The organism is Mumia sp. ZJ430 (genome assembly GCF_011751845.1).
Taxonomy (GTDB): Bacteria; Actinomycetota; Actinomycetes; order Propionibacteriales; family Nocardioidaceae; genus Mumia.
In genome coordinates this window covers 1,086,710-1,108,502 of the sequence record NZ_JAAHFK010000001.1, presented here as the reverse complement: position 1 = coordinate 1,108,502, position 21,793 = coordinate 1,086,710, and the positions used below count along the sequence as shown (strand labels likewise).

The 21,793-nt window shown below is 70.6% G+C and carries 23 protein-coding genes and 1 tRNA gene; 14 read left to right on the top strand and 10 right to left on the bottom strand.

Features of this window, described 5'->3' with window-relative positions; all coding sequences use genetic code 11:
- Positions 1 to 113 precede the first annotated feature (113 nt).
- The 3 genes from HCT63_RS05350 to HCT63_RS05340 form a co-directional block, all read right to left on the bottom strand.
- A complete protein-coding gene (locus HCT63_RS05350) occupies positions 114 to 773 on the bottom strand; it encodes a hypothetical protein (protein WP_167001768.1) in 660 nt (219 codons plus the stop codon).
- A gap of 170 nt (positions 774 to 943) precedes the next feature.
- Positions 944 to 1,663, bottom strand: a complete 720-nt coding sequence (locus HCT63_RS05345; RefSeq protein ID WP_167001766.1) for a tyrosine-protein phosphatase — start codon at positions 1,661 to 1,663, stop codon at positions 944 to 946.
- On the bottom strand, positions 1,656 to 2,591 hold the full coding sequence (locus HCT63_RS05340) for an LLM class F420-dependent oxidoreductase (protein ID WP_167001764.1): 936 nt from the start codon (positions 2,589 to 2,591) through the stop codon (positions 1,656 to 1,658). Before HCT63_RS05340 ends, HCT63_RS05345 begins: the two co-directional genes overlap by 8 nt.
- 205 nt (positions 2,592 to 2,796) lie before the next feature.
- Here HCT63_RS05340 and HCT63_RS05335 point away from each other — a divergent pair, with 205 nt between their 5' ends.
- Both HCT63_RS05335 and HCT63_RS05330 read left to right on the top strand, forming a co-directional pair.
- Positions 2,797 to 3,603: a hypothetical protein gene (locus HCT63_RS05335; protein ID WP_167000413.1), complete on the top strand. Its 807-nt coding sequence runs from the start codon at positions 2,797 to 2,799 to the stop codon at positions 3,601 to 3,603.
- Entirely contained in the window at positions 3,587 to 4,264 is a 678-nt protein-coding gene (locus tag HCT63_RS05330) for a class F sortase (protein ID WP_167001762.1), read from the top strand. Before HCT63_RS05335 ends, HCT63_RS05330 begins: the two co-directional genes overlap by 17 nt.
- Before the next feature lie 46 nt (positions 4,265 to 4,310).
- Here HCT63_RS05330 and HCT63_RS05325 read toward each other — a convergent pair whose 3' ends face one another.
- A complete protein-coding gene (locus HCT63_RS05325; RefSeq protein WP_167001760.1) occupies positions 4,311 to 5,684 on the bottom strand; it encodes a cystathionine beta-synthase in 1,374 nt (457 codons plus the stop codon).
- Between the two features lie 43 nt (positions 5,685 to 5,727).
- Between HCT63_RS05325 and HCT63_RS05320 the strand changes: the two genes are divergently transcribed.
- Both HCT63_RS05320 and HCT63_RS05315 read left to right on the top strand, forming a co-directional pair.
- The gene (locus tag HCT63_RS05320) at positions 5,728 to 6,684 is read left to right on the top strand and encodes an SGNH/GDSL hydrolase family protein (protein WP_167001758.1); all 957 of its coding nucleotides are present in this window, start codon (positions 5,728 to 5,730) and stop codon (positions 6,682 to 6,684) included.
- 75 nt (positions 6,685 to 6,759) lie between these two features.
- The gene (locus HCT63_RS05315) at positions 6,760 to 7,332 is read left to right on the top strand and encodes a hypothetical protein (RefSeq protein WP_167001756.1); all 573 of its coding nucleotides are present in this window, start codon (positions 6,760 to 6,762) and stop codon (positions 7,330 to 7,332) included.
- 129 nt (positions 7,333 to 7,461) lie between these two features.
- Here HCT63_RS05315 and HCT63_RS05310 read toward each other — a convergent pair whose 3' ends face one another.
- Positions 7,462 to 8,307 carry a Bax inhibitor-1/YccA family protein gene (locus tag HCT63_RS05310; protein WP_167001754.1) on the bottom strand — a complete coding sequence of 282 codons (846 nt, stop codon included), beginning with the start codon at positions 8,305 to 8,307 and terminating at the stop codon, positions 7,462 to 7,464.
- Between the two features lie 300 nt (positions 8,308 to 8,607).
- Between HCT63_RS05310 and HCT63_RS05305 the strand changes: the two genes are divergently transcribed.
- From HCT63_RS05305 to HCT63_RS05275, 7 genes are all read left to right on the top strand, one after another.
- The gene (locus HCT63_RS05305; protein WP_167001752.1) at positions 8,608 to 10,239 is read left to right on the top strand and encodes an ABC transporter substrate-binding protein; all 1,632 of its coding nucleotides are present in this window, start codon (positions 8,608 to 8,610) and stop codon (positions 10,237 to 10,239) included.
- A gap of 108 nt (positions 10,240 to 10,347) precedes the next feature.
- Complete coding sequence (locus HCT63_RS05300) at positions 10,348 to 11,352, top strand: ABC transporter permease (RefSeq protein WP_167001750.1); 1,005 nt, start codon at positions 10,348 to 10,350, stop codon at positions 11,350 to 11,352.
- On the top strand, positions 11,345 to 12,280 hold the full coding sequence (locus HCT63_RS05295) for an ABC transporter permease (protein WP_167001748.1): 936 nt from the start codon (positions 11,345 to 11,347) through the stop codon (positions 12,278 to 12,280). Before HCT63_RS05300 ends, HCT63_RS05295 begins: the two co-directional genes overlap by 8 nt.
- A gap of 7 nt (positions 12,281 to 12,287) precedes the next feature.
- Positions 12,288 to 13,295, top strand: a complete 1,008-nt coding sequence (locus HCT63_RS05290) for an ABC transporter ATP-binding protein (protein ID WP_167001746.1) — start codon at positions 12,288 to 12,290, stop codon at positions 13,293 to 13,295.
- A complete protein-coding gene (locus HCT63_RS05285; RefSeq protein WP_167001744.1) occupies positions 13,292 to 14,347 on the top strand; it encodes an oligopeptide/dipeptide ABC transporter ATP-binding protein in 1,056 nt (351 codons plus the stop codon). The genes HCT63_RS05290 and HCT63_RS05285 overlap by 4 nt, the downstream gene beginning before the upstream one ends.
- Before the next feature lie 4 nt (positions 14,348 to 14,351).
- Positions 14,352 to 15,137 carry a type 1 glutamine amidotransferase gene (locus HCT63_RS05280; RefSeq protein ID WP_167001743.1) on the top strand — a complete coding sequence of 262 codons (786 nt, stop codon included), beginning with the start codon at positions 14,352 to 14,354 and terminating at the stop codon, positions 15,135 to 15,137.
- Complete coding sequence (locus tag HCT63_RS05275; RefSeq protein WP_167001741.1) at positions 15,137 to 15,943, top strand: serine hydrolase; 807 nt, start codon at positions 15,137 to 15,139, stop codon at positions 15,941 to 15,943. The genes HCT63_RS05280 and HCT63_RS05275 overlap by 1 nt, the downstream gene beginning before the upstream one ends.
- A gap of 21 nt (positions 15,944 to 15,964) precedes the next feature.
- Here the strand turns inward: HCT63_RS05275 and sigJ are convergent, their stop codons facing one another.
- Positions 15,965 to 16,891, bottom strand: a complete 927-nt coding sequence (gene sigJ / locus HCT63_RS05270; RefSeq protein ID WP_167001739.1) for an RNA polymerase sigma factor SigJ — start codon at positions 16,889 to 16,891, stop codon at positions 15,965 to 15,967.
- A 114-nt stretch (positions 16,892 to 17,005) separates the two neighbouring features.
- Between sigJ and HCT63_RS05265 the strand changes: the two genes are divergently transcribed.
- Entirely contained in the window at positions 17,006 to 18,355 is a 1,350-nt protein-coding gene (locus HCT63_RS05265) for an FAD-binding oxidoreductase (protein ID WP_167001737.1), read from the top strand.
- Between the two features lie 24 nt (positions 18,356 to 18,379).
- Positions 18,380 to 18,853 carry a GNAT family N-acetyltransferase gene (locus HCT63_RS05260; RefSeq protein ID WP_167001735.1) on the top strand — a complete coding sequence of 158 codons (474 nt, stop codon included), beginning with the start codon at positions 18,380 to 18,382 and terminating at the stop codon, positions 18,851 to 18,853.
- Between the two features lie 14 nt (positions 18,854 to 18,867).
- Here the strand turns inward: HCT63_RS05260 and HCT63_RS05255 are convergent.
- The 4 genes from HCT63_RS05255 to HCT63_RS05240 form a co-directional block, all read right to left on the bottom strand.
- A tRNA-Leu gene (locus tag HCT63_RS05255) sits at positions 18,868 to 18,941 on the bottom strand.
- Between the two features lie 93 nt (positions 18,942 to 19,034).
- Positions 19,035 to 19,829, bottom strand: a complete 795-nt coding sequence (locus tag HCT63_RS05250) for a hypothetical protein (protein WP_167001733.1) — start codon at positions 19,827 to 19,829, stop codon at positions 19,035 to 19,037.
- Complete coding sequence (locus tag HCT63_RS05245) at positions 19,822 to 20,640, bottom strand: uracil-DNA glycosylase (protein WP_167002384.1); 819 nt, start codon at positions 20,638 to 20,640, stop codon at positions 19,822 to 19,824. Before HCT63_RS05245 ends, HCT63_RS05250 begins: the two co-directional genes overlap by 8 nt.
- Positions 20,637 to 21,020 carry a helix-turn-helix domain-containing protein gene (locus HCT63_RS05240; RefSeq protein ID WP_243842890.1) on the bottom strand — a complete coding sequence of 128 codons (384 nt, stop codon included), beginning with the start codon at positions 21,018 to 21,020 and terminating at the stop codon, positions 20,637 to 20,639. The genes HCT63_RS05245 and HCT63_RS05240 overlap by 4 nt, the downstream gene beginning before the upstream one ends.
- 108 nt (positions 21,021 to 21,128) lie before the next feature.
- Between HCT63_RS05240 and HCT63_RS05235 the strand changes: the two genes are divergently transcribed.
- Entirely contained in the window at positions 21,129 to 21,773 is a 645-nt protein-coding gene (locus tag HCT63_RS05235) for an NAD(P)H-binding protein (protein ID WP_167001731.1), read from the top strand.
- Positions 21,774 to 21,793: the final 20 nt, after the last annotated feature.

Here is a 21,793-nt window from a genome sequence, read left to right as displayed (position 1 = left end):
GAGCAAGCCGCTGGGTCCGGTGCCGTCCCTCCCGAACACCGGACCCAGCGGGTCTGGCGGGCGCCGATCGCGCAATCCCTCCCAGTCACACGACCGGCACCCGGTCTCAGCGCTCAGAACTGGATCGGACCTGCCTTGAGCGACATCTGGTTGCCGCTGCCCGAGAGCAGCTGCGTGAGGAGGAAGTCGCGCCCACTCGTGGGACCGACCTTGAACCCGCAGCCCTGGAAGCCGGGGATCGTGAACTCGCCGACAAGGTTCGCCGGCTCGGTCAGCGAGAACGGCTCGGTCGACCGGAGCGTGGTCGTGACCTCGCCGGTACGGCAGCCGCTGCGCACGATGTTCAGGAACGGCAGGAGATCGGACGACACCCGCGGGACCTCGAGGCGGAACGCCACGTCGACGACGACGATGCCATCGTTGCCGACGGTCGCCGCGGCATTGCGGGTCTGCACGATCTTGACCGTCGAGGTCGTGTCACCGAGGCCGGGGATACCCAGCAGACGGATGTGGGCGTCGATCGTCGGGATGGACAGGTCGCCGACCACCGAGATCGGCGGTCCGAAGTCGAAGTCACCGGTCAGCTTGGCGCCTTCGGGGATCTCGAGCGTGGCGTTCTGCTTGGCCACCGTGGTCGTGCCGCTGATCGGCAAGGTGACCGGGACGGCGCTGGCTGGTGCCGCTGTGGCGACCAGGCTCCCGATCAGCAGTGCGCCGACAGCCGACGCTGCGCCGATTGACGGCAATCTGGCGAGTCGTGTGCGAATGGACATGGGTCTCCCTCACGGTCGGACGGCGCACCCACGGCGATGATCCTCCGGGGGCAGGAGCCGTACCTGTGTTGTGGCTCACGACACTACTCACAGGTAACCTAGCCCTGCAACCATCGGTTACACTGCGCAACTACCTGTCTGTGACGTCGATCCGGAGACCCTCGCCGCCCTCAGACGACGAGACGCTCGCGCAGCCCGTCGATGACCACGGCCTCTGCTCCAGCGTCGTAAAGCCAGCCCGCCGTCCCTCCGGGATGGCTGTCCCAGACGTCGAGGACGGCGTCGATCGCGTCCTGCGGGATCGCGAGGTACGAGGTGGGCGCGGGCCGTGCCGGATCGATCGGCGCCGACATGTGGAGGCGGCGCAGCACCGCGTCCATCGAAGCCCCGGTGGCCAGGTAGTCCTTGACGACCGCGTCGCGCGACACCCCGGCCGTACGGAGGATCATCGCGACCGCGACACCCGTACGGTCCTTGCCCGCCGCGCAGTGCAGGAGGGTCGGGCCGTCATGGGCGGCGACCTCACGGGCGACCTCGACCAGCTCGGCACGCGCGATCTCGAGCATGCCGAGATAAAGCGCCTGCAGACCACCGGTCGCCATCCGCGCGACGACCTCCGGGTTGGCCGACTGCGGGCCGTCGGGGCGCAGCGCCTCGAGCAGCGAGATCCGGCGCACCGTCGCGCCCGCTCCCGCCAGCGGGTGGCGAGGTCCGGCCTCGGCGCTCGAGCGAAGGTCGAGGACCAGGCTCGGCGGCCAGTGCACCCCGTCCGGGCCGCGGTCGTCGGCGCTGGGCATCGCGCTGCGCAGCAGCACCCCGTGGGTGGTCGTGGCACCGTCCTCGGTCGGGAGTCCGCCGAGGTCGCGAAGGTTGGGGACCGTCTCAGGCATCGGTCACCACCGGGAGGACCTCCTCGCCCAGCAGCGCGACGTGCTCGAGGTCGGCCAGATCGAGCACCTGCAGGTAGATCCGCTGCGAACCCTGCGCGGCGTACTCGGCGATCCGCTCGGCCACCTGGGCCGGCGTCCCGCAGAGGCCGTTCTCGGCGAGCTCGTCGACCTCGCGACCGATCGCGGCCGCCCGGTGAGCAATCTCGGCGTCGTCGCGACCGCAGCAGACGACGAGCGCGCTGGAGTACGTGAGCTCCTCGGGGTCGCGCCCGATCTCCTCGCACGCGGCGCGCACCCGGTCGTACTTCGCACGGTGCTCGGTGACAGGGGTGAACGGCAGGTTGAACTCCTGCGCGAAGCGCGCCGCGAGCGCCGGGGTCCTCCGTGCGCCCTGACCACCGATGAGGACCGGCGGGCGGGGTGACTGCACGGGCTTGGGCAGCGCCGGGGAGTCGGTCAGGGTGTAGTGCTTGCCCCCGTACGAGAAGAGCTCGCCGACCGGCGCCTCCCACAGGCCGGTGACGACCTCGAGCTGCTCCTCGAGGCGGTCGAAGCGCTCCCCCGTCGCGGGGAACGGGATCCCGTACGCCTCGTGCTCGGCAGCGAACCAGCCGGCGCCGAGGCCCAGCTCGACGCGACCGCCGCTCATCTGGTCGACCTGGGCGACCTGGATCGCGAGCACACCCGGATGGCGGAACGTCGCCGACGTCATCAGCGTCCCGAGCCGGATGCGGGACGTGTCGCGGGCGAGCGCCGCGAGCGTCGTCCAGGCATCGGTCGGACCAGGCAGTCCTTCGGCATTCATCGCGAGGTAGTGGTCGGACCGGAAGAACGCTCCGAAAGCGTGCTCCTCGGCAGCGACCGCGACGGCGAGAAGATCGTCGTACGTGGCACCCTGTTGTGGCTCGGTGAAGATGCGCAGCTCCATGATGACCACTCTGCCACGCACCGCTGAGGCGCCCCTGAACCACTGAGATGGCGAGGCGCATCGAGGCCTGGTAGAGGAGGACCGCGATGCACTAGGGTTGGGCGACCGCGCCTGGAATCCTTCCAGTTTCCGGGTGCGCCCCCACCCCCGGACGACTGCTGCCACCCCGCCTGCCGGCAGCCGTCGAGAGAGAAGTCATATCAACGTGCGCACAGTCACGAAGCTCGTTGCGGCAGTCGGACTGGCCCTGGTGCCCGCCCTCCTCGTCGCCCCCGCGAGCCACGCCACCGGCAACCACAACAAGGTCTGCTCCGGCCTCGACTCCGGCAAGAAGGACGTCCAAGGCAGCAAGAAGTCGCTCACCTTCACCGCCCCCGACGGCAAGCTCATCGACGGTTACTGCGTGAAGGCTGGTTCGACGCAGCAGGGCAACGGCCCCGTCTACATCGCGGTCGACCCGGCCAAGGCGTCCATCACCATCGAGCACCCGTCCGGCAAGGACATCAGCCACTACTCCGTCTCCTACGCGACGGACGGTGAGCCCTGCGTCGGCACCAGCACCAAGACCGGCGGCGGCCACAAGCCCAAGCCGGACCCGTGCGAGCCCACAGCGACGGCGACCTACACCCCGCCGACCTCGTCGCCCACGAGCCCGCCGACCGAGACCACGCCTCCCACCACCGAGCCGACGACGCCTCCGACCACGGAGCCGCCGACGGAGACCACTCCTCCCACCGAGCCGCCGACGGAGACCACTCCGCCGAGCCCGACCGAGAGCGTCGCGTCTGAGACCGAGACGGCACCGCCGGCCGACGGTGACGACGACGAGGACCAGGGCGTCGCGGGCAGCGACGAGAACGCGCCGACCGCGGTCGACGCCGGCCTGGTCGGCAACACCACCAACACGTCCACGACATCGATCGCCACGATCGTCGGTCTGACGGGAGGAGCGCTCCTCCTCGCGTCGGCAGTCATGATGTGGATGCGCAAGCGCGGTGACCACCGAGCCTGATCTCGTCACCGTCCGCCGTGAGGCGCGTGCCCGTCGCCGGGCACGCGCCCGCGTGCGTGCGGCCATCGGAGCCGTCGTGGGTGTCGTCGGTGTGGCCTGTGTCGCGTGGGCGATCATGGGCGCACCGGCGCCTGCGACGGCTCCGAGCTCGGCGAGCGTGACACCCACGCCGCAGGTGACGACACCGACCGAAGCGGCGGGCGGCACCGTCGCCCTCCCCAAGGGACGCGCGCGTCCACGACTCGTCGTCATCCCCGCGCTCGGCGTCAAGGCCCCCGTCGAGCCGATGCCGGTGATCGACGGTGTGCTCACTCCCCCGAGTCCCGCGACGACGGTCGGATGGTGGGACCGCAGCGCCCGACCCGGATCGTCACGGGGCACGGTCGTCGTCGCAGGGCACAAGGTCCAGGCAGGTGGCGGCGCCTTCGACACGCTCGGCACCCTGAACCCCGGCGATCGCGCGACCCTGCGGACGATGCGTGGCCGCGTCCACTACGTCGTGAAGCGGGTCGTCACGTACGACCGCGCGACGCTCGCGCAGAAGTCGAAGAGCATCTTCCGCCAGGGCGGCAGGCCTCGCCTCATCCTCATCACGTGCGAGGACTGGGACGGGCAGGCGTACCGCTCAAACACCGTCGTCTACGCCACGCCCGTCAGCTGACGACGCGGCGGTCGTCCTGGGCAGCCGCGCGCGCCTCGGGGCTCGCTCAGAGCGTGGCGACGTACCCCAAGAGATCGTGGCGCGTCAGCACGCCCACCGGGTCGCCGTCCTCGTGGACGACCACGGCATCCGCGTTCCCGAGCGCGGCGACAGCCTCCTCCACGGGCTCACCGGCGCCGATGCTCGGCAGCGAGGGCGCCATGTGCTCCTCGACGGTGTCGGCGAGCGACGCCTCGCCGTGGAAGAGCTTGTCGAGCAGGTCGCGCTCGCTCACCGCACCCGCGACCTCCGCAGCGCGCACGGGCGGCTCGGCCCGCAGCACCGGCATCTGCGAGACGCCGTACTCGCGGAGGATCTTCACCGCCTCGGCGACGGACTCGTGGGGGTGGGTGTGGACGAGGTCAGGGAGACGCCCCTCCTTGCCGCGGAGCAGGTCGCCGACCGTCTGCTCGCCGCGCGGCGGAGTGAGGAAGCCGTAGCGGGCGAGCCACTCGTCGTCAAAGACCTTCGTGAGATAGCCGCGTCCACCGTCGGGCAGCAGCACGACGATGACGGCGTCGGGGTCGTCGATCTCCTGCGCGAGGCGGACTGCCGCGGCCGCGGCCATGCCGGCGGAGCCGCCGACGAGCATCGCCTCCTCGCGTGCGAGACGCCGCGTCATCGCGAACGAGTCCGTGTCGCTGACCTCGATGATCCGGTCGCAGACGTCACGGTCGTACGTGTCGGGCCAGAAGTCCTCGCCGACACCCTCGACCAGGTACGGCCGCCCCGTGCCGCCGGAGTAGACCGAGCCGTGCGGGTCGGCGCCGACGATCTGGACCCGTCCCTCGCTGACCTCCTTGAGGTAGCGACCGGTGCCCGAGATCGTGCCGCCGGTGCCGATGCCGGCCACGAAGTGCGTGATGCGGCCGTCGGTCTGCTGCCAGATCTCCGGGCCCGTCGTCTCGTAGTGGGCACGCGGGTTGTTCACGTTCGCGTACTGGTTGGGCTTCCAGGCACCGTCGATCTCGCGCACCAGACGGTCGGAGACCTCGTAGTAGGAGTCGGGGTGCTCCGGCGGGACCGCGGTCGGGCACACGACGACCTCTGCCCCGTACGCCTTGAGGACGTTCCGCTTGTCCTCACTGACCTTGTCCGGGCACACGAAGACGCAGTGGTAGCCCTTCTCCTGGGCGACCATCGCGAGCCCGACACCAGTGTTGCCGCTGGTCGGCTCGACGATGGTGCCACCCGGCTTCAGCTCGCCGGACTCCTCGGCGGCCTCGACCATCCGGGTGGCGATGCGGTCCTTCACGCTCCCCCCGGGATTGAGGTACTCGACCTTGGCGAGCACCAACGGCGAGGCGCCGTCCGTCACTCGGCGAAGGCGTACGAGCGGAGTGTCTCCGACCAGATCAAGCAGCGCGTTAGCGTAGTCCACACTCGCAGTCTAGAGAGCGACCAAGGATGGTGGTGGGGCGGCAATGACTCGGGCACGTGCAGCACGCAGGCTCGCGACCGCGGCGCTCTTCGGCGGGGGCGGGCTCGGCCTGCTCGGCGGCGGAGCGGTCGGGCTCCTCAAGCTGCAGGCGGGGCGCGCGCGCGACAAGATCGGCGTGAGCGACGACCGGCCGCCTACGCCCGACGGGGTGTACGGCGCGGAGCTGCCGGGCGAGCCGATCCGCTTCGTCATGCTCGGCGACTCCACCGGCGTCGGGTACGGCATGCTGCGGGCCGAGGACACGCCGCCCGCACTGTTCGGCGAAGGGCTCTCGCAGATCGCAGGGCGTCCCGTCGAGGTCTCCAGCCGCGCGATCGTCGGTGCGGTGTCGACCGACCTCGCCGCGCAGATCGCACTCGTGCTGCCATCCCACCCGCAGGTCGCCGCGCTCGTCATCGGCGCCAACGACGTCACGCACGTGAAGAACGTCTCCGGAGCCGTCGCCGCGCTCGGCGAGGCCGTCCGCACGCTGCGCGAGAACGGCTGCGAGGTCGTCGTCGGGACCTGCCCCGACCTCGGTACCGTACGCCCACTCCCCCAGCCGCTGCGGATGCTCGCCCGAACGATCAGCCGACGCCTCGCCGCCGCGCAGGTGATCAGCGTCGTCGAGGCCGGAGGGCGGGCGGTCTCACTGAGCAACCTGCTCCAGCGCGACTTCTGGACCGCCCCCTCGGAGCTGTTCGGCGACGACAAGTTCCACCCATCGGCCGCGGGCTACGCGAGCATGGTCGCCGCGATGCTGCCGTCGGTGGCGGTCGCAGTGGGCGCCTGGGACGACGACGAGGAGTCGGCCGCGTTCCCGGAGGGCATCGTCCTGCCGGTCTCGTTCGCGGCCGCAGAGGCGGTTGACACGGGCGGCACCGAGGTCTCGCGCTCCGAGGTCGCCGGAGCCGCCCGGGGCCCGCGCGGACGCTGGGCCGCCCTCCGCGTCCGCCGCTGACGCCCGCGGGTCACTTTCTGCGGGCGCCGGGTCGCTCTCTGCGCTTCCCGGGTCACTCCGCCGTACGGTGACCGCATGATCCTGAACCGTGCAACGCTCGACGGGATCGTCGCCGGACGCGTCGACCGGGCGTACCGGCGATGGGCTCGACCCCGCGTACGGCCCGGCACCCGGATGCGCACGGCCGTGGGCGTCCTCGCAGTCGAGGAGGTCGTACGGGTGGACCCGACGACGCTCGGCGACGCCGAGGCACGATGTGCGGGTCTGGCCGACGCCGACGCGCTTCGGCGCGCTCTCGCACGTCGCACGGACGGCGACGTCTATCTCGTACGACTCCGGTACGACGGCGCGGACCCGCGTGTGGCGCTCCGTGAGGACGACGCGATGTCAGCAGAGGTCCGTGCCGACCTCGACCGGCGGCTCGCGCGGATGGACGCCTCCGCCGACGCGCCCTGGACCCGGCGCGCGCTCACGATCATCAAGGAGCAGCCGGCCGTTGTGTCGACCGAGCTCGCCGCCGGTCTCGGCATGGAACGGATGCACTTCAAGCGGCGGGTCCGGCGACTCAAGGAGCTCGGCCTGACCGAGAGCCTCGAGGTCGGCTACCGGCTCTCGCCACGGGGCGCTGCGTACCTCCGCAGAGAGTGACCCGGGGAGCGCAGAGAGGGACCCGGGGAGCGCAGAGAGTGACCCGGGAACGGAGACGGGCGCCCCGACGTCCACCCAGCCGCGAGGCCGAGAACGTCGAGACGCCCGTCTCGAGGGGGCGGCCCGGATCTAGTTGTCGCCGCGCAGGATCGCGAGAATACGCAAGATCTCGATGTAGAGCCAGATCAGCGTGACGGTGAGTCCGAAGGCGGCGCGCCAGGACTCGCGCTCGGGCAGCCCCTCGCGCACACCGGTCTCGACGTAGTCGAAGTCGAGGATGAGGCACAGCACACCCAGGACGACCGCGATGCAGCTGACGATCAGGCCGAGCATCGAGAAGTCACGCAGACCGAAGTCGGCGCCGAAGAAGCTCAGCACGAAGTTGAGCAGCACGACGGCCATGAAGCCGAACAGCGCCGCCGTCACGCCGCGGCGGAACTTGTCGGTGACCTGGATGTTGAAGAAGCGGTAGACGAACAACGTGCCGGCGAACGCGGCGATCGTGCCGAGCACGGCCTGCGCGACGATGCCGGAATCACCGACGTAGGAGGCGACGACCTTGGAGAGGGCACCGACGAAGACGCCCTCGACGACCGCGTACGCGAGAACCAGCGCCGGGCTGATGATCTTCTTGAAGGAGTTCACCAAGGCCAGCACGAAGCCGATGATCGCGCCGCCGGTCGCGAACGCGAACGCCGTGTTGAGCGCCGACTGGTCGACGGTGACGTCGCCGAGGTAGAACCAGACCAGCGCGGCGGAGACCGCGGTGAGCCCGATCGTCAGCGCGGTCTTCTGGACGACCGAGTCGACGGTCATCCGGTCGACGACGGCCGTGTCGTACGGGCCCTGGCCGCCACCGTCACCGGCGTCGCCGGGCGCCCCGACCTGCCAGGTGCTCGGATCGGAGTATCCAGTCTGGCTGGCGCGTCCGTTGAACTCGTCACTGCGGGAGAAGACGGGGTTGTGGCTCTTCATCAATCCTCCGTACGGGGGGCGGGCTCCGACCTGAGCCCGTCCTTTGGCCAAACCCTACCGGAGCACCCCGCCCCCACCGCCAGCCTCGGCGAGTCGGATGGTTTTACGTTCACTTTCTTCCCGCCGTACGTCTTCCCACCGTGCGAGTCATCGCCGGCTCCTCCGGTATCCGGAGCGTAACTTTGTTGGACAGGGTGATTACAGGTCGGTTACAGGCGTTCCGTACGGCGGCACCTGTACGGCACGATCAACACAGCCTCCGCGCGCCGACCAGGGGGCGATCACGTTGGGAGACAGATAGTGAAGATTGCTCAACTGGCCGCGGGTCTGACCGCCGCGGCTCTGGTGCTGACGGGCTGCGGAGGCGGGGACGACGAAGGCGACGGTGAGACTACCGTCCGGCTGAGCATCGAGCAGGATGTCGACACGCTCCTGCCGATGGACTCCAACGTCAACGACAACATCAGCGTGCTCGACGTCGTCTACGACGGGCTCGTCCGCTACGACCCCAAGACGACGAAGCCCTACAACTACGTCGCGGAGGACGTCAGCACCACCGACAACACGGTGTGGACGATCAAGATCAAGGACGGCTTCGAGTTCCAGAACGGCGAGCCCGTCGACGCCGCAGCGTTCGCCCGCGCATGGAACTACGCCGCGTACGGGCCGAACGCGATGGGCAACAACTACTTCTTCGAGCGCTTCACCGGCTACGACGAGATGCAGGGCGAGTACGAGGAGGACGACGAGGGCAACGTCACCGTCACGACGGAGCCGACTGCCAAGGAGCTCACCGGCGTCAAGGTCGTCGATCCTCAGACCCTCGAGATCACCCTTAACGGCCCGTTCGCCGGCTTCTCCACGATGCTCGGCTACACCGGCTTCTTCCCGGTGGCGCAGGAGTGCATCGACGACGTCGATGCGTGCGCCGTCAAGCCGATCGGCAACGGTCCGTTCGAGGTCGAGGAGTGGGAGCAGGGCCAGCGCCTCACCGCCGCGAAGTGGAGCGACTACAAGGGTGAAGAGACGCCCGACTTCGACCGCATCGAGTGGACCGAGTACTCCGGCGACTCCGACTGGGCCGACTTCGAGGCCGGCGACGTCGACGCCACGGGCGACGTCCCGCCGGCGGAGTGGGAGCGTGCGACGAGCGACCCCGACCTCTCCTCACGGATGATCGAGGGCCCGGGCGCGGCACTGTCGTACCTCGGCTTCCCGATGTATCTCGGCAAGCCCTTCGACGACGTCGAGTTCCGCAAGGCGATCTCGCTGGCGATCGACCGCAAGACCATCGTCGACAAGGTCGTCCCCGGCCAGTACGTCGCCGCCGACAGCTGGGTCATCCCCGACGGTGTCCCGGGTGGCGTCGCCGGGACCTGCGAGTTCTGCACGTTCGACCCGGCCGCGGCCAAGGCGGCGCTGGCGAAGGCCGGCGGCTGGCCCAAGGGCAAGAAGCTCACGATCCACCTCGGCGAGGACGAGACGCAGGAGGCGATCTTCAAGGCCGTCGGCGACTCGATCCAGCTCAACCTCGGCATCCCGTACGTGCTGGACCCGACGCCGGACTTCTTCGACCGCCGCTCGGCTCGCGACTTCGACGGCATCATGCGCAGCAACTGGTTCCCGGACTACCCGCTCAACGAGAACTACCTCGCGCCCGTCTACGCCAGCGGAGACGCCAAGAAGGGCAACGAGAACTTCGGCTACTACAACGCCGAGTTCGAGAAGCTCATCAAGGAGGGTGACGCGGCGCCGGACCTCGAGGCGGCTGTCTCGAAGTACCAGGAGGCCGAGAAGGTCATCGCGACCGACCTGGCCGGCGTTCCGGTCATGTTCGCCCAGAACGTGATGTTCTACAGCGACCGTCTCGACGACGTGGTGCTCGACCCGTTCAGCGGGGAGATCAAGCTGCGTCTGCTCAAGGTGAGCTGACGTCGGTCCGGTGGCCGGCGCCCGTGGGGCGTCGGCCGCCGGCCGCACCATGTCGCCGTACGGCCGCACCGGTCGTACGGCCTCGAGACGGAGGGAGATGAACGCGGGTTGGGTCGATACATCACGCGTCGTGTGCTGCAGGGTGTCCTCACCCTGTTCCTCGTGATCCTGCTGCTGCACCTGCTCACGACGCTCGCCATCCAGCTGAACGGCAACCCAGCGCAGGCGTTCTTCGGTGACCGCCCGCCGAGCCCGTCGCAGCTGGCCGCGGTCGAGAAGCGCTACGGCCTCGACGACTCCTGCTACGACCAGCTCGGCAACCCCTGCCTCGGGCCGTTCGTCGACCGCCTGGGGGCGTACGCGTCCGGCGACTTCGGCGAGAGCCTTCGCGGCCGCGAGGTCACCGACATCGTCAGCGCCGCCGCCCCCAACACCCTGCGCCTGTTCGCGGTGGTGGCCGTGACGTGGGCGCTGATCGGCATGACCCTCGGCTCGATCGCGGCGCGTCGCCGCGGCAAGCCGTCGGACCAGGGCATCCGCGGGCTATCCGTCCTCATCGACGCGCTGCCGATCTTCGTGCTGCTGCTGATCTACAAGTACGTCTTCTCCGTCCCGCTGAGCAAATGGGCCAAGGAGACGTTCGGCAGCGACAGCCTCCCTGCGCTGCTGTTCAAGCCGTCGTTCTCCCTCGACCACCCGTGGGCGACGCTGATCGTCCCTGGCATCCTGCTCGGGCTCGCGGGCTCGGCGGCGTTCATCCGGCTGGTCCGCGCAGCGCAGCTGGAGAGCTACAACGCCGACCACGTGCGCGCGGCCCGCTCCAAGGGGTTGTCCGAGCGGCACGTCGCGGTCCACCACGTGGTCCGCAACTCCTCGATCCCGGTCGCCACCGCGGTCGGCATCATCTTCACCGAGGCGCTCGCCGGTGCGGTGATCACCGAGGGGATGATGAACATCTACGGGATGGGCGGCGTGCTCTGGAAGGCCGTCCAGGACAGTGACGTGTCGGTCGTGATCGGCATCGTCACGCTCCTCGCGGTGGTGACCGTCGTCGTGATGATCGTCGTCGACGTCGTCTATGCCGCACTCGACCCGAGGATCCGCTATGACTGACCCCAGCGTCTCCGCGCTGATCGCGGAGGAGACCGAGGGCGGCGCACCCAACCGCTCCTTCTGGTCGGACGCCTTCCGTACGCTGCGCCGCCGCCCCACGGTCATCGCGGCCACGGCGGTCGCACTGTTCTTCCTGGTCGTGGCTGTCTTTCCGTGGCTGTTCACCGACAAGGACCCGCAGCGCTGCGACATCGCCGACTCGCGCATCCCGCCGCAGTGGTTCGGCGGGGACCACCCCTTCGGCACGAACGTGCACGGCTGCGACGTGCTCGCGGAGCTCGTCTACGGCTCCCGCCCGTCGCTGCTGCTCGCCTTCATCGTCGTGGGGGTTTCGGTGCTCATCGGCATCGTGCTCGGCACCCTGTCGGGCTACTACCTCGGCATCGTCGACGCCGTGATCTCGCGGACGGTCGAGGTGTTCCTCGTCGTCCCGCTGCTGCTGGCCGCGCTGCTGCTCCTGTCGCTGTTCCGTACGGTCGATCTCGGCGACGGGCTGCTCGCCACCATCATCCAACCGGCGATCGTGCTCACGATGTTCGGCTGGATGGGCTACACCCGGTACGTACGGGCGAGCGTCCTCGAGACGAAGAACCTCGACTACGTCACGGCCGCGCGGGTGCTCGGCGCCTCCGACCTGCGCATCATGTTCCGCCACATCCTCCCCAACGCGATCGGCACGGTGACCGCGCTCGTCCCGACCGCCATCGCGGCGGTGGTCGGGACAGAAGCCGTGCTGGCGTTCCTCGGCATCGGCGTACGCCCGCCCGCCGTGAGCTGGGGGATCATGATCACGGAGGGCTCGGAGTGGTTCACGGGTGGCTCGCAGTACCTGCTCCTCTTCCCGCTCGGATGCCTGCTGGCCACGGTGCTCGCCTTCGTGGTGATCGGCGACAACCTCCGCGACGCCCTCGATCCGAAGCTGAGGTGACCCAGTCGTGACCGAACAGACCACTCCCCTCCTCGAGGTCGAGGACCTCGCCATCGAGTTCGCGACGCCGGACGGTGTCGTACGCGCGGTCGACGGACTCTCGTACTCCGTCAGCGCCGGGAGGACGCTCGCGATCGTAGGCGAGTCCGGCAGCGGCAAGAGCGTGAGCTCGCTCGCGGTGATGGGCCTGCTGCAGATACCTCCCGCACGGATCGTCCGCGGTTCCATCCGCTTCAAGGGCGAAAACCTGCTGGCACTCGGCCCCAAGCAGCACCGGGCCTTCTGCGGGGCGCACGTCGCGATGGTTTTCCAGGACGCGCTCGCCGCGCTCAACCCGGTCCACACCGTCGGGTGGCAACTGACGGAGGCGCTGCGCGCACGCCAGAAGCTGTCGCGCCGCGATGCCGACAAGCGTGCAATCGAGCTGCTGGACATGGTCAAGGTCCCGAATGCCAAGCAACGGATCAAGGACTACCCGCACCAGTTCTCCGGCGGCATGCGCCAGCGGGTGATGATCGCCTCCGCGCTCGCGATGGATCCCGAGGTCCTGATCGCCGACGAGCCCACGACGGCGCTCGACGTGACCGTGCAGGCCCAGATCATGACGCTGCTGAGCGAGATCCAGGCTGAGCGCGACATGGGCCTGGTCCTCATCACCCACGACATGGGCGTGGTCGCGAACGTCGCCGACGACGTCACCGTGATGTACGCGGGCCGCGCGGTCGAGCAGGCCTCCGTCTTCGACGTGTTCTCTTCCGCCGCGCACCCGTACACGCGGGCGCTGCTGCGCTCCATCCCCCGGCTCGACCAGAAGGGTGGGGGGCTGGAGGTCATCCCGGGACGCCCGCCGGACCCGACCGCGGTTCCTGCCGGGTGCGCGTTCCACCCGCGATGCGGGTACGCCGAGGACGTCTGCCGGAGCGACCCGCCGCCCCCGCAGCACGCGCTGCGCTACGACCGGACGAGCGCGTGCCACTTCGCGGAGCGCGTCATGCAGCAAGGAGGTGAGCGATGACGGACACGGACGTGGTCCTCGAGGTGCGTGATCTCGCGAAGTCGTACCCGGTGCGCCGTGGCATCGTCCTCAAGCGCGAGGTCGGTACGGTGAAGGCCGTCGACGGCGTGTCGTTGACGCTGCACCGGGGCAAGACCCTCGGCCTGGTCGGCGAGTCCGGCTCGGGCAAGTCGACTCTCGCCAAGCTGCTCGTCGGGGTCGAGAAGCCGACCCGTGGCCAGATCCTCGTCGACGGCGTCGACGTGTCCGACCTCGGGCGTGCCGCCCGCCGGCGGCTGCGCGGCACCATCCAGATGGTGTTCCAGGACCCGTACACGTCGCTGAACCCGCGGATGTCGGTCGGCGAGATCGTCGGCGAGGCGTTCGCGATCCACCCGGAGGCGACCCCGGACGGCGGTCGCGACAAGGCGGTCCGCGAGCTCCTCGACCGGGTCGGGCTCAACCCCGACCACGTGCACCGCTATCCGCACCAGTTCTCCGGCGGCCAGCGACAGCGCATCGGCATCGCCCGCGCGCTCGCCGTACGGCCGCGCATCCTCATCTGCGACGAGCCGGTCTCGGCGCTCGACGTGTCGATCCAGGGGCAGGTCATCAACCTCCTGGAGGAGCTCCAGGACGACCTCGGTCTGTCGTACCTGTTCATCGCGCACGACCTGTCGGTGGTCCGCCACATCGCCGACGAGGTCGCCGTGATGTATCTCGGGCGGATGGTCGAGACCGGGCGCGACGCCGAGGTGTACGAGCACACGGGCCACCCGTACACGCGTGCGCTCATGTCGGCCGTGCCCGTGCCTGACCCGACGCTGCGCGACCGCCGCGAGATCGTGCTCGAAGGTGACATGCCCTCGCCCAGTGACCCTCCGTCCGGCTGCCACTTCCACACCCGCTGCTGGCTCGCCCCCACACTCGCGGACCCCGCCTCGGACGAGGTCCGTGCCGACGGTGCACACATCCCCTCCGTGTGCCGTCACGACAGCCCCAAGCTCGCACCCCAGGAGTCCCCCGATCATCTCGCCGCTTGCCACTTCGCTCTCGACACTGCCCGCCGGTGACACCGTGACCACGCGACGTCCCGAGGTCCTCGTCGTCCAGAACTCCCCCACGAGCGGAGGCGGGCGTCTCCCCGACTGGCTCGAAGCCGAGGGCGTCTCGCCGAACCGCATCGCCGGCGAGGATCTCGCGCCGACGCTCACCGGTGTCGACGGGATCGTCCTGCTCGGTGGCGGGTTCATGCCCGACGACGACGAGCGCTCGCCGTGGCTCGCCCAGGAGCGGCGGCTGGTCGTCCAGGCGCTCCAGGCCGAGGTGCCGCTGCTCGGGATCTGCCTCGGCGCGCAGCTCCTCGCGATCTGCGCCGGCGGCGAGGTGACCGAGAAGTCGGGTGAGACCGAGCGCGGCTCGTGCGGCGTGACGCTGCTCCCGGCGGCCGCCGACGACGCCGTGTTCGCCGAGCTTGCGGCGTACGGTGAGCTGCGCATGATCCAGAACCACGAGGACAGCGTCACCGCGCTGCCGCCGGGCGCGGACCTCCTCGCGACCAGCGACGAGTGCAGGGTCGAGGCGTTCAGGGTGGGCATGTCGGCGTGGGGCGTGCAGTTCCACCCGGAGGTCGGCGCCGAGCGGCTGCGGTCGTGGGACGAGGCCGCGCTGCAGGCAGACGGGTACGACCGCGCGGCGCTCATCGCGGGAGCCGAGGCCGACGCGTCGCGCAACGAAGAGCAGTCGCGGGCACTGATCGCCGCGTTCGCCCGCGTCGTCCACGAGTCGGCCGCGCGTGCGGACGCGGACGAGGCAGCGGCCGAGCCGGCGAACGGCGACGAGCCCGACGGGACGGAGGGCTGATGTCGGCGCGCGGCACGTACAGCGACGGCGTCCCCGTCATCGCGTACCAGGTGGCCACCGCTGCGGGCGAGGTGCTCGCGGCGCGGGGGGCCTCGACCCCGTTCTACGCGGCCAGCACGATCAAGGTCGCTCCCCTCGTCGCGGCGCTGCGGATGGTCGAGGCCGGGACGCTCACGCTCGACGACACGCTCGTCAGCCGAGACACCTTCGAGAGTCAGGTTCCGGAGGCTCCCGACTACCGGCTGGTCCCCGACGACGTCGACCACGGCATGCCTCCGGCTGGCGCGCCGATGCCGCTCCGCGACGCGCTCGAGCGGATGATCGTCGTCTCCTCGAACGAGGCCACGAACATCATCGTCGAGTGCGTCGGCCTCGACGCCATCGCGCAGGTCCTGTCCGACGCGGGCGCCCACGACAGCCGGATGTTCCGGCAGTTCGGCGACCAGGCGGCCGCCGAGACGTACGGGAAGAGCAACGTCGTGACCGCTGCGGACCTGGCGACGCTGATGGGCACACTCGTCGCCGGGAAGCTCGCCGGACCGTGGGCGACCACGTACATGACCGACCTCCTGGCCCGCCAGACCGATCCGCTCGTCGCGGCCCACGCGCCGTCGGACCTGCCATGGGGAAGCAAGGGCGGGTCCGTCGACGCGATCCGGCACGACGTGGCGTACCTGGGCGCGCCAGGCCCCGACGCGATCGTGATGGCGGTGTGCACACGCGGCTATCCCGAGGAGGACGCGGACGAGGCGATCAAGGCGCTCGGCAACCTTGCGATCACGCTCGCCGGCCGCGCGCGGCGCTGACACGTCTGCTGACGCGCGGGCTCAGCGCCACAGGCGGAGCTTGTCAGGGTTGCGCACCGCCCACGCGTGCACGACCCGGCCGTCACGGACGTCGACGGCCATGACCGTCACCAGCATGTCGCCATCCCAGACGAGCACCCCGGGCCGACCGTTGACCTCGTCCTCGGTGAAGACCAGGCTCGGCGCCTTGACGAGGACGTCGGCAAAGAAGCGAGCGACCGCCGCCGCACCGTCGATCGGCTCGAGCGCCGCGGCGACCTTGCCCCCGCCGTCGGCGATCACGGTCGCCTCGGGATCGAGGACGCCGAGGAGTCCGTCCAGGTCGCCCGTCTCCCAGGCGCGCCGGAACGCCGCCACCACCTCGGCCTCGGCGGAGGCGGCCCCGGCGGCCGCTAGCGACGCCTCCGCGCCCTCGGCGTCGCGGACCCGCCGGCGCGCGGACGACGCCAGCTGTCGGCAGGCGGCCGGGCTGCGACCGAGGGCGGCGGCGATCTCGTCGAACGGGAACGCGAAGACGTCCTTGAGGACGAACGCCACACGCTCGGCCGGAGTCATGGTCTCGAGGACGATGAGGAACGCCATGCCGACCGTCTCGTCCGACGTGACACGCTCGGCGGGGTCGGTCGAGCCGGACGCCTGGCTCGACCAGCGCGCCGGGCTCGGCACCGGCTCCGGGAGCCACTCGCCGACGTACTTCTCGCGGCGCGCGCGGGCCGACCCGAGCACATCGAGGCAGACGCGGCTCGCGACACGGACGAGCCAGCCGGTCGGGCGTGCGATCGCGCCGCGCTCAGCAGGGCTGAGGGCGTACCAGCGGGCGTACGTCTCCTGCACGGCGTCCTCGGCCTCCGCGAAGGAGCCGAGCATCCGGTAGGTCACGTCGAGAAGCACGCCACGGGCCCCGGCGGGCTCGAGATCCGCGAGCGTCTCGTGCTGGGCGAGAGTCATGCCTTCGATCCTGCCTCGAAGCACTGACACGCGTCATTTCTCGGACGACCTCACATTCCAGCGCGCTGCGTCGTCATCACAGAGAGACCATCGAGAACGATGAAGGAGTCACCGATGACCGACTACGCCGCACTCCAGGATCAGCTGGACGGGTCGCTCCGCGCCCGGGGCGAGGACGACTACACCGCAGGCGCGACGGCATTCAACCTCACGATCCAGCACAGCCCCGACGTCGTCGTCCGTGCCACGAACGAGAACGACGTCGTCGAGACCGTCCGGTTCGCCCGGGCGGCCGGCGTCCCCGTACACCTGCACACGACGGGCCACGGCGCCCACGCCTCGTACGACACGGGGATCCTGCTCGACCTCGGCGCACTGAGCTCCGTGACCGTCGACCCGCAGGCCCGTACGGCCACGATCGGCGGTGGCACCCGGTGGGCGCCGGTCGTGACCGCCGCTGCCGAGCACGGCCTCGCTCCGGTCACCGGCTCCTCGACCAACGTCGGAGTCGTCGGGTTCCTCCTCGGCGGCGGGCTCAGCCCGCTCGCGCGCAGCCACGGCTTCGCCTCCGACCGCCTCGTGTCCGCACGCGTCGTCACCGGCGCGGGCGAGGTCGTCGACGCCTCCGACGCGGGTGACGCCGAGCTCCTGTGGGCGCTGCGCGGCGGCAAGACCGGCCTCGGTGTGGTCACCGAGATCACTGTCTCGCTGGTCCCGATGCCGGGTTTGTACGCTGGGACCCTGTTCTTCGACCTGGCCGAGAGCACGGATCCGTACACGCGCTGGTTGGAGTGGACGAAGACGGCGCCGGCCGACGTCACGACGAGCGGCATGATCATCCGCTTCCCCGACCTGGACTTCATCCCGGACCCGATGCGCGGTCGACACCTGCTCGCGCTTCACGTCGCGTACCCGGGAACGGCCGACGAGGGCGAGCAGCTCACCAAGCCGCTGCGCGAGCTGGGCACCGTCTACCTCGACGACCTCGGGCCGCTGGCGCTCGCCGACGTCGCGCGGATCACCAACGACCCGACTGAGCCCGGCCCCGGATTCGTACGCGGGACGACCTTGACCCACGTCGACGCCGACCTCGCCGACGCGGTGCTCGCCCTCGTCGGACCCGGCGCGGAGCTGCCGATCATGGGACTCGAGGTGCGGCACCTCGGCGGCGCGATGCGCGACGAGAAGGACGACACGACGGCGGTCGGCTACCGCGACTTCGACTACACGCTGTCGATGCTCGGTGCTCCCGACCCGACGCTGTTCCCCGAGGTCCTGCCGGGCGTGTTCGCGCAGCTCGAGGACGCGCTCGCCCCGTGGCGTTCAGAGCACCTGACACCCAACTGGATGTCGGACCCGCGCGACCCCGGCCAGGCGGCGCGCACCTGGCCGCAGGCGACGCGGGAGAGGCTCACCGCGGTGCGTCAGGCGCATGACCCGGACGGTGTCTTCGCCCCCCGCTGACGTCTGCGCGTCGTACGGTGACGCATGGCGACCGACCCCTCCGTCCCACGTCTCGCGACCACCGACGACGCCACACAGATCGCGGGCCTCCTTGACGACTTCAACACCGAGTACGGCTGGCCGTCCCCGGGCGTCGACGTGCTCGCACCGCGCCTGCGTACGCTGCTCGGCGACCCGGCGGTGATCGCGATCGCCGCCGGCTCGCCGCTCGACGCAGTCGCGCTGGTGACGTTGCGGCCGAACGTCTGGGTCGACGGCAGCGTGGCGGTGCTCGACGAGCTGTACGTGGTGCCCCATCTGCGAGGGCGCGGGATCGGCTCGGCCGTGGTCGACCTGCTCCTCGCGTACGCGCGCGACCACGGCATCGACCTGATCGAGATCAACGTCGACGAGGCCGACCTCGACGCCCAGCGGTTCTACGAGCGCCACGGATTCTCCGGAATCGTCGAGGAGACCGGCGAGCGGGCGTACTACTTCGCGCAGGAGATCGCCCGCTGAACGACGCGGCGCCGTGCTCCCGGCGGGATTCGAACCCGCACTGAGACGGGTTTAAGCCGTCTGCCTCTGCCGGTTGGGCTACAGGAGCGTGGCGCCATTGTCCCGTACCGGGTGGGCGCGCGTGCAGTGACCCGGGGGCGCTAGAAACCGACCCGGGAGCGGGCAGAACCGACCCGGGGGCTCAGGGGGCGGAGGTGCCGGCGATCTCGTACGCGCGGATCGTCCGCCTCTCAAGGTTGTCCCGGACGAGGACCAGCGAGAGCCGCCACATCCGCGCGTGCTGCGCTCCGACGGCCTCGACCACGGCGTCCCAGTGCGCGACGAGACGCCCGCCGATGCGTGCGAGACGCTCACGCTCCTCGGCAACCACCTCGCGTACGGCGTCGACGACGAGACCGTCGCCCTCCCACCGAGCGATCGTGGCGCTCAGTGGCTCGGGGTCGGTGTAGACGACCTCCGTACGGGCGTCGCCGCCGCGCTGCGTGTCGCCGAGGACCGCGTCGGCCAACTCCGGGGGCAGCTCGTCGCGCAGCTGCGCAGGGACGTCCAGATAGCCCGTGACCGCGTCGACCGGCTCGTTCGGCCCACGCGGCGCAGGCCCGACCGCCCCGAGCTGCACGGTCAGCCGCAGCACCTCGCGCCGGTCGGCGGCCTCGAGCGCACGCTTGGCCGACGCGTGCTCCACGTAGTCGCGCATCAGCCGTACCGCCGTCTCGAGGTCGCCCTCGACGGTGAGCTCGCCGGCGATGTAGGCGCGCGCGATGCCGGTCTGCCCCGGAGACCACACCAGGCGTCTGACCGTACGGCGGGACTCGATGTGGGCCTCGATCGCCCGGTCTCCGACCTCCGGCTCGACCCGGGACCCGTCCCAGGCGGTGAGCGTGACGGGCGGCGCCTCTCCGTAGACCTGGACGAGCAGGTCGACCAAGCGGCCCGCCACTCCCGCGTGGGTCTGGGTGGTGGTCTCCTCAGGCATCGCTGACCTCCTTTGCGCGTGCCATGACGGTGTCGAGCATGGGCTCGGTGAGCCGTCCTGTGAACGTGTTCTGCTGGCTGGGGTGGAAACAGCCCAGGAGGTGGACCGTACCGCCCGAAGGTTTCGGGAGTGTGGCGTCGACACCATGCCCGAACTTCGGCCGTGGCCTCGGCACCTTCGCCCCGAGCGCCGCGAAGGTCCGCAGCGTCGCATCCCATCCGTACAACCCGAGCGCGACGATCGCGCGGACCGACGGGAGGACGAGACGCAGCTCCTCCTCCAGCCAGGGTGCACACGTGTCGCGCTCCTCCGTGGTGGGTTTGTTCGCGGGCGGTGCGCAGCGGACGGCAGCGACCATGCGGCCACCGATCAGCCGCTGGCCGTCGCCGGCGTGGACGCTGGTCGCCTGCGCGGCGAGCCCGACCCGGTGGAGGGACGCGAAGAGCCAGTCGCCCGAGCGGTCGCCGGTGAAGATCCGCCCCGTACGGTTGCCGCCGTGCGCGGCCGGCGCGAGGCCGACGATCAGCACCCGTGGGTCAGGGTCGCCCCAGCCGGGGATCGGGCGGCCCCAGTATGGCTCGTCGGCGAACGCGCGCCGCTTCGTGACGGCGACCTCCTCGCGCCACTCGACCAGCCGCGGGCACGCCCGGCAGACAGAGACGCGGGCGTCGAGCTCGTGCAGCGGAGCCGCGGACGCCGCCAGCTCGCGTACCTGCTCGGCGTCGTGCGCGACCGGCGTCGTGGGCGTCGCCCGATCGTCGGGCCACCCCGTCCCCGGGGTGACCGGTGAGGTGAAGTCGGTGGACGTCAGAGCGACACCGCCCGGTCGCGCGTGAGCGCCGCGTCGGCGGCGTCGAGGATCTCGTCCCAATGCTCGTCGGCCCACGAGCACACCGCGTCGAGCGGTGTCAGGAGGCTGCGTCCGAGGTCGGTGAGCGCGTAGTCGACACGGCGCTCACGGCCGGCCACCTCCGTACGGAGGACGTAGCCTTCGCGCTCCAGCGTCCGCAGCGACGACGTCAGCACCTTGGCGGTGATGCCCCGCAGCGGGACCCTCAGCTCACCGAAACGGCGCGGCCCCTCGGCGAGGCAGCGCACGATCAGCGCACCCCACTTGTCGCCCACCCGGACCGGCGACAGCGAGGACGGGCACGCGGGATCGAACATGTCGGGATCGAGAGGCGCGAGCACCTGACCACCCTAGTCACGAGGCACGACGGTTTCCGAACGGAAACCAGCCCTCTCGCTAGCGTCCGGGCTCCGGCAGGGCGCCGGTGACACCACGCAGGAGGTATGGGGATGGGCAAGATCATGGTCGTCGGGGCCGGAGGGCGGGCAGGTCGCGCTGCGACCGCAGAGGCCGTACGGCGCGGGCACGAGGTGACGGCGGTGGTCCGAGATCCCGGACGGTACGGGGACCTCGCCGGGCCGGGCGTCACGCTCGTCGCGGGCGACGTCACAGACGCGGACACGCTCGGCACGCTTGCGGCGGGGCACGACGCGGTGGTCGCGGCGGTGTACGACACGTCCTCGACGGACCCGCGGGGGTTCTTCGTCGCCACCGCGCACGCCTTGACCACCGGGCTCGCGCACGCCGGGGTGACGCGGCTGGTGTGGGTGGGGCTCGCGTCGCTGCTGCCGACGGCGGACGGCACACCGCTGATGGACACCGGCGGCTATCCGAACGAGCACCGCGACTTCTTCCTTGCGCACGCCGCCGCGACCGACGCGTTCGCGGAGGCCGGCGACGGGCTGGACTGGGTGTCGCTGTCGCCCTCCGGGGACTTCGACCACGGCGGGACGTCGACCGGCGGGTACGCGGTGGCGCCGGCCGACGCGGACAGCCGCATCACGTACGAGGACTTCGCGCGCGCTCTGCTCGACGAGGTCGACGCGCCGAGCGTGTCGCGGACGCACGTGGGGGTGGAGCGCCACACCTCGTAGGGCGCAGGCGGAGCGGGCCG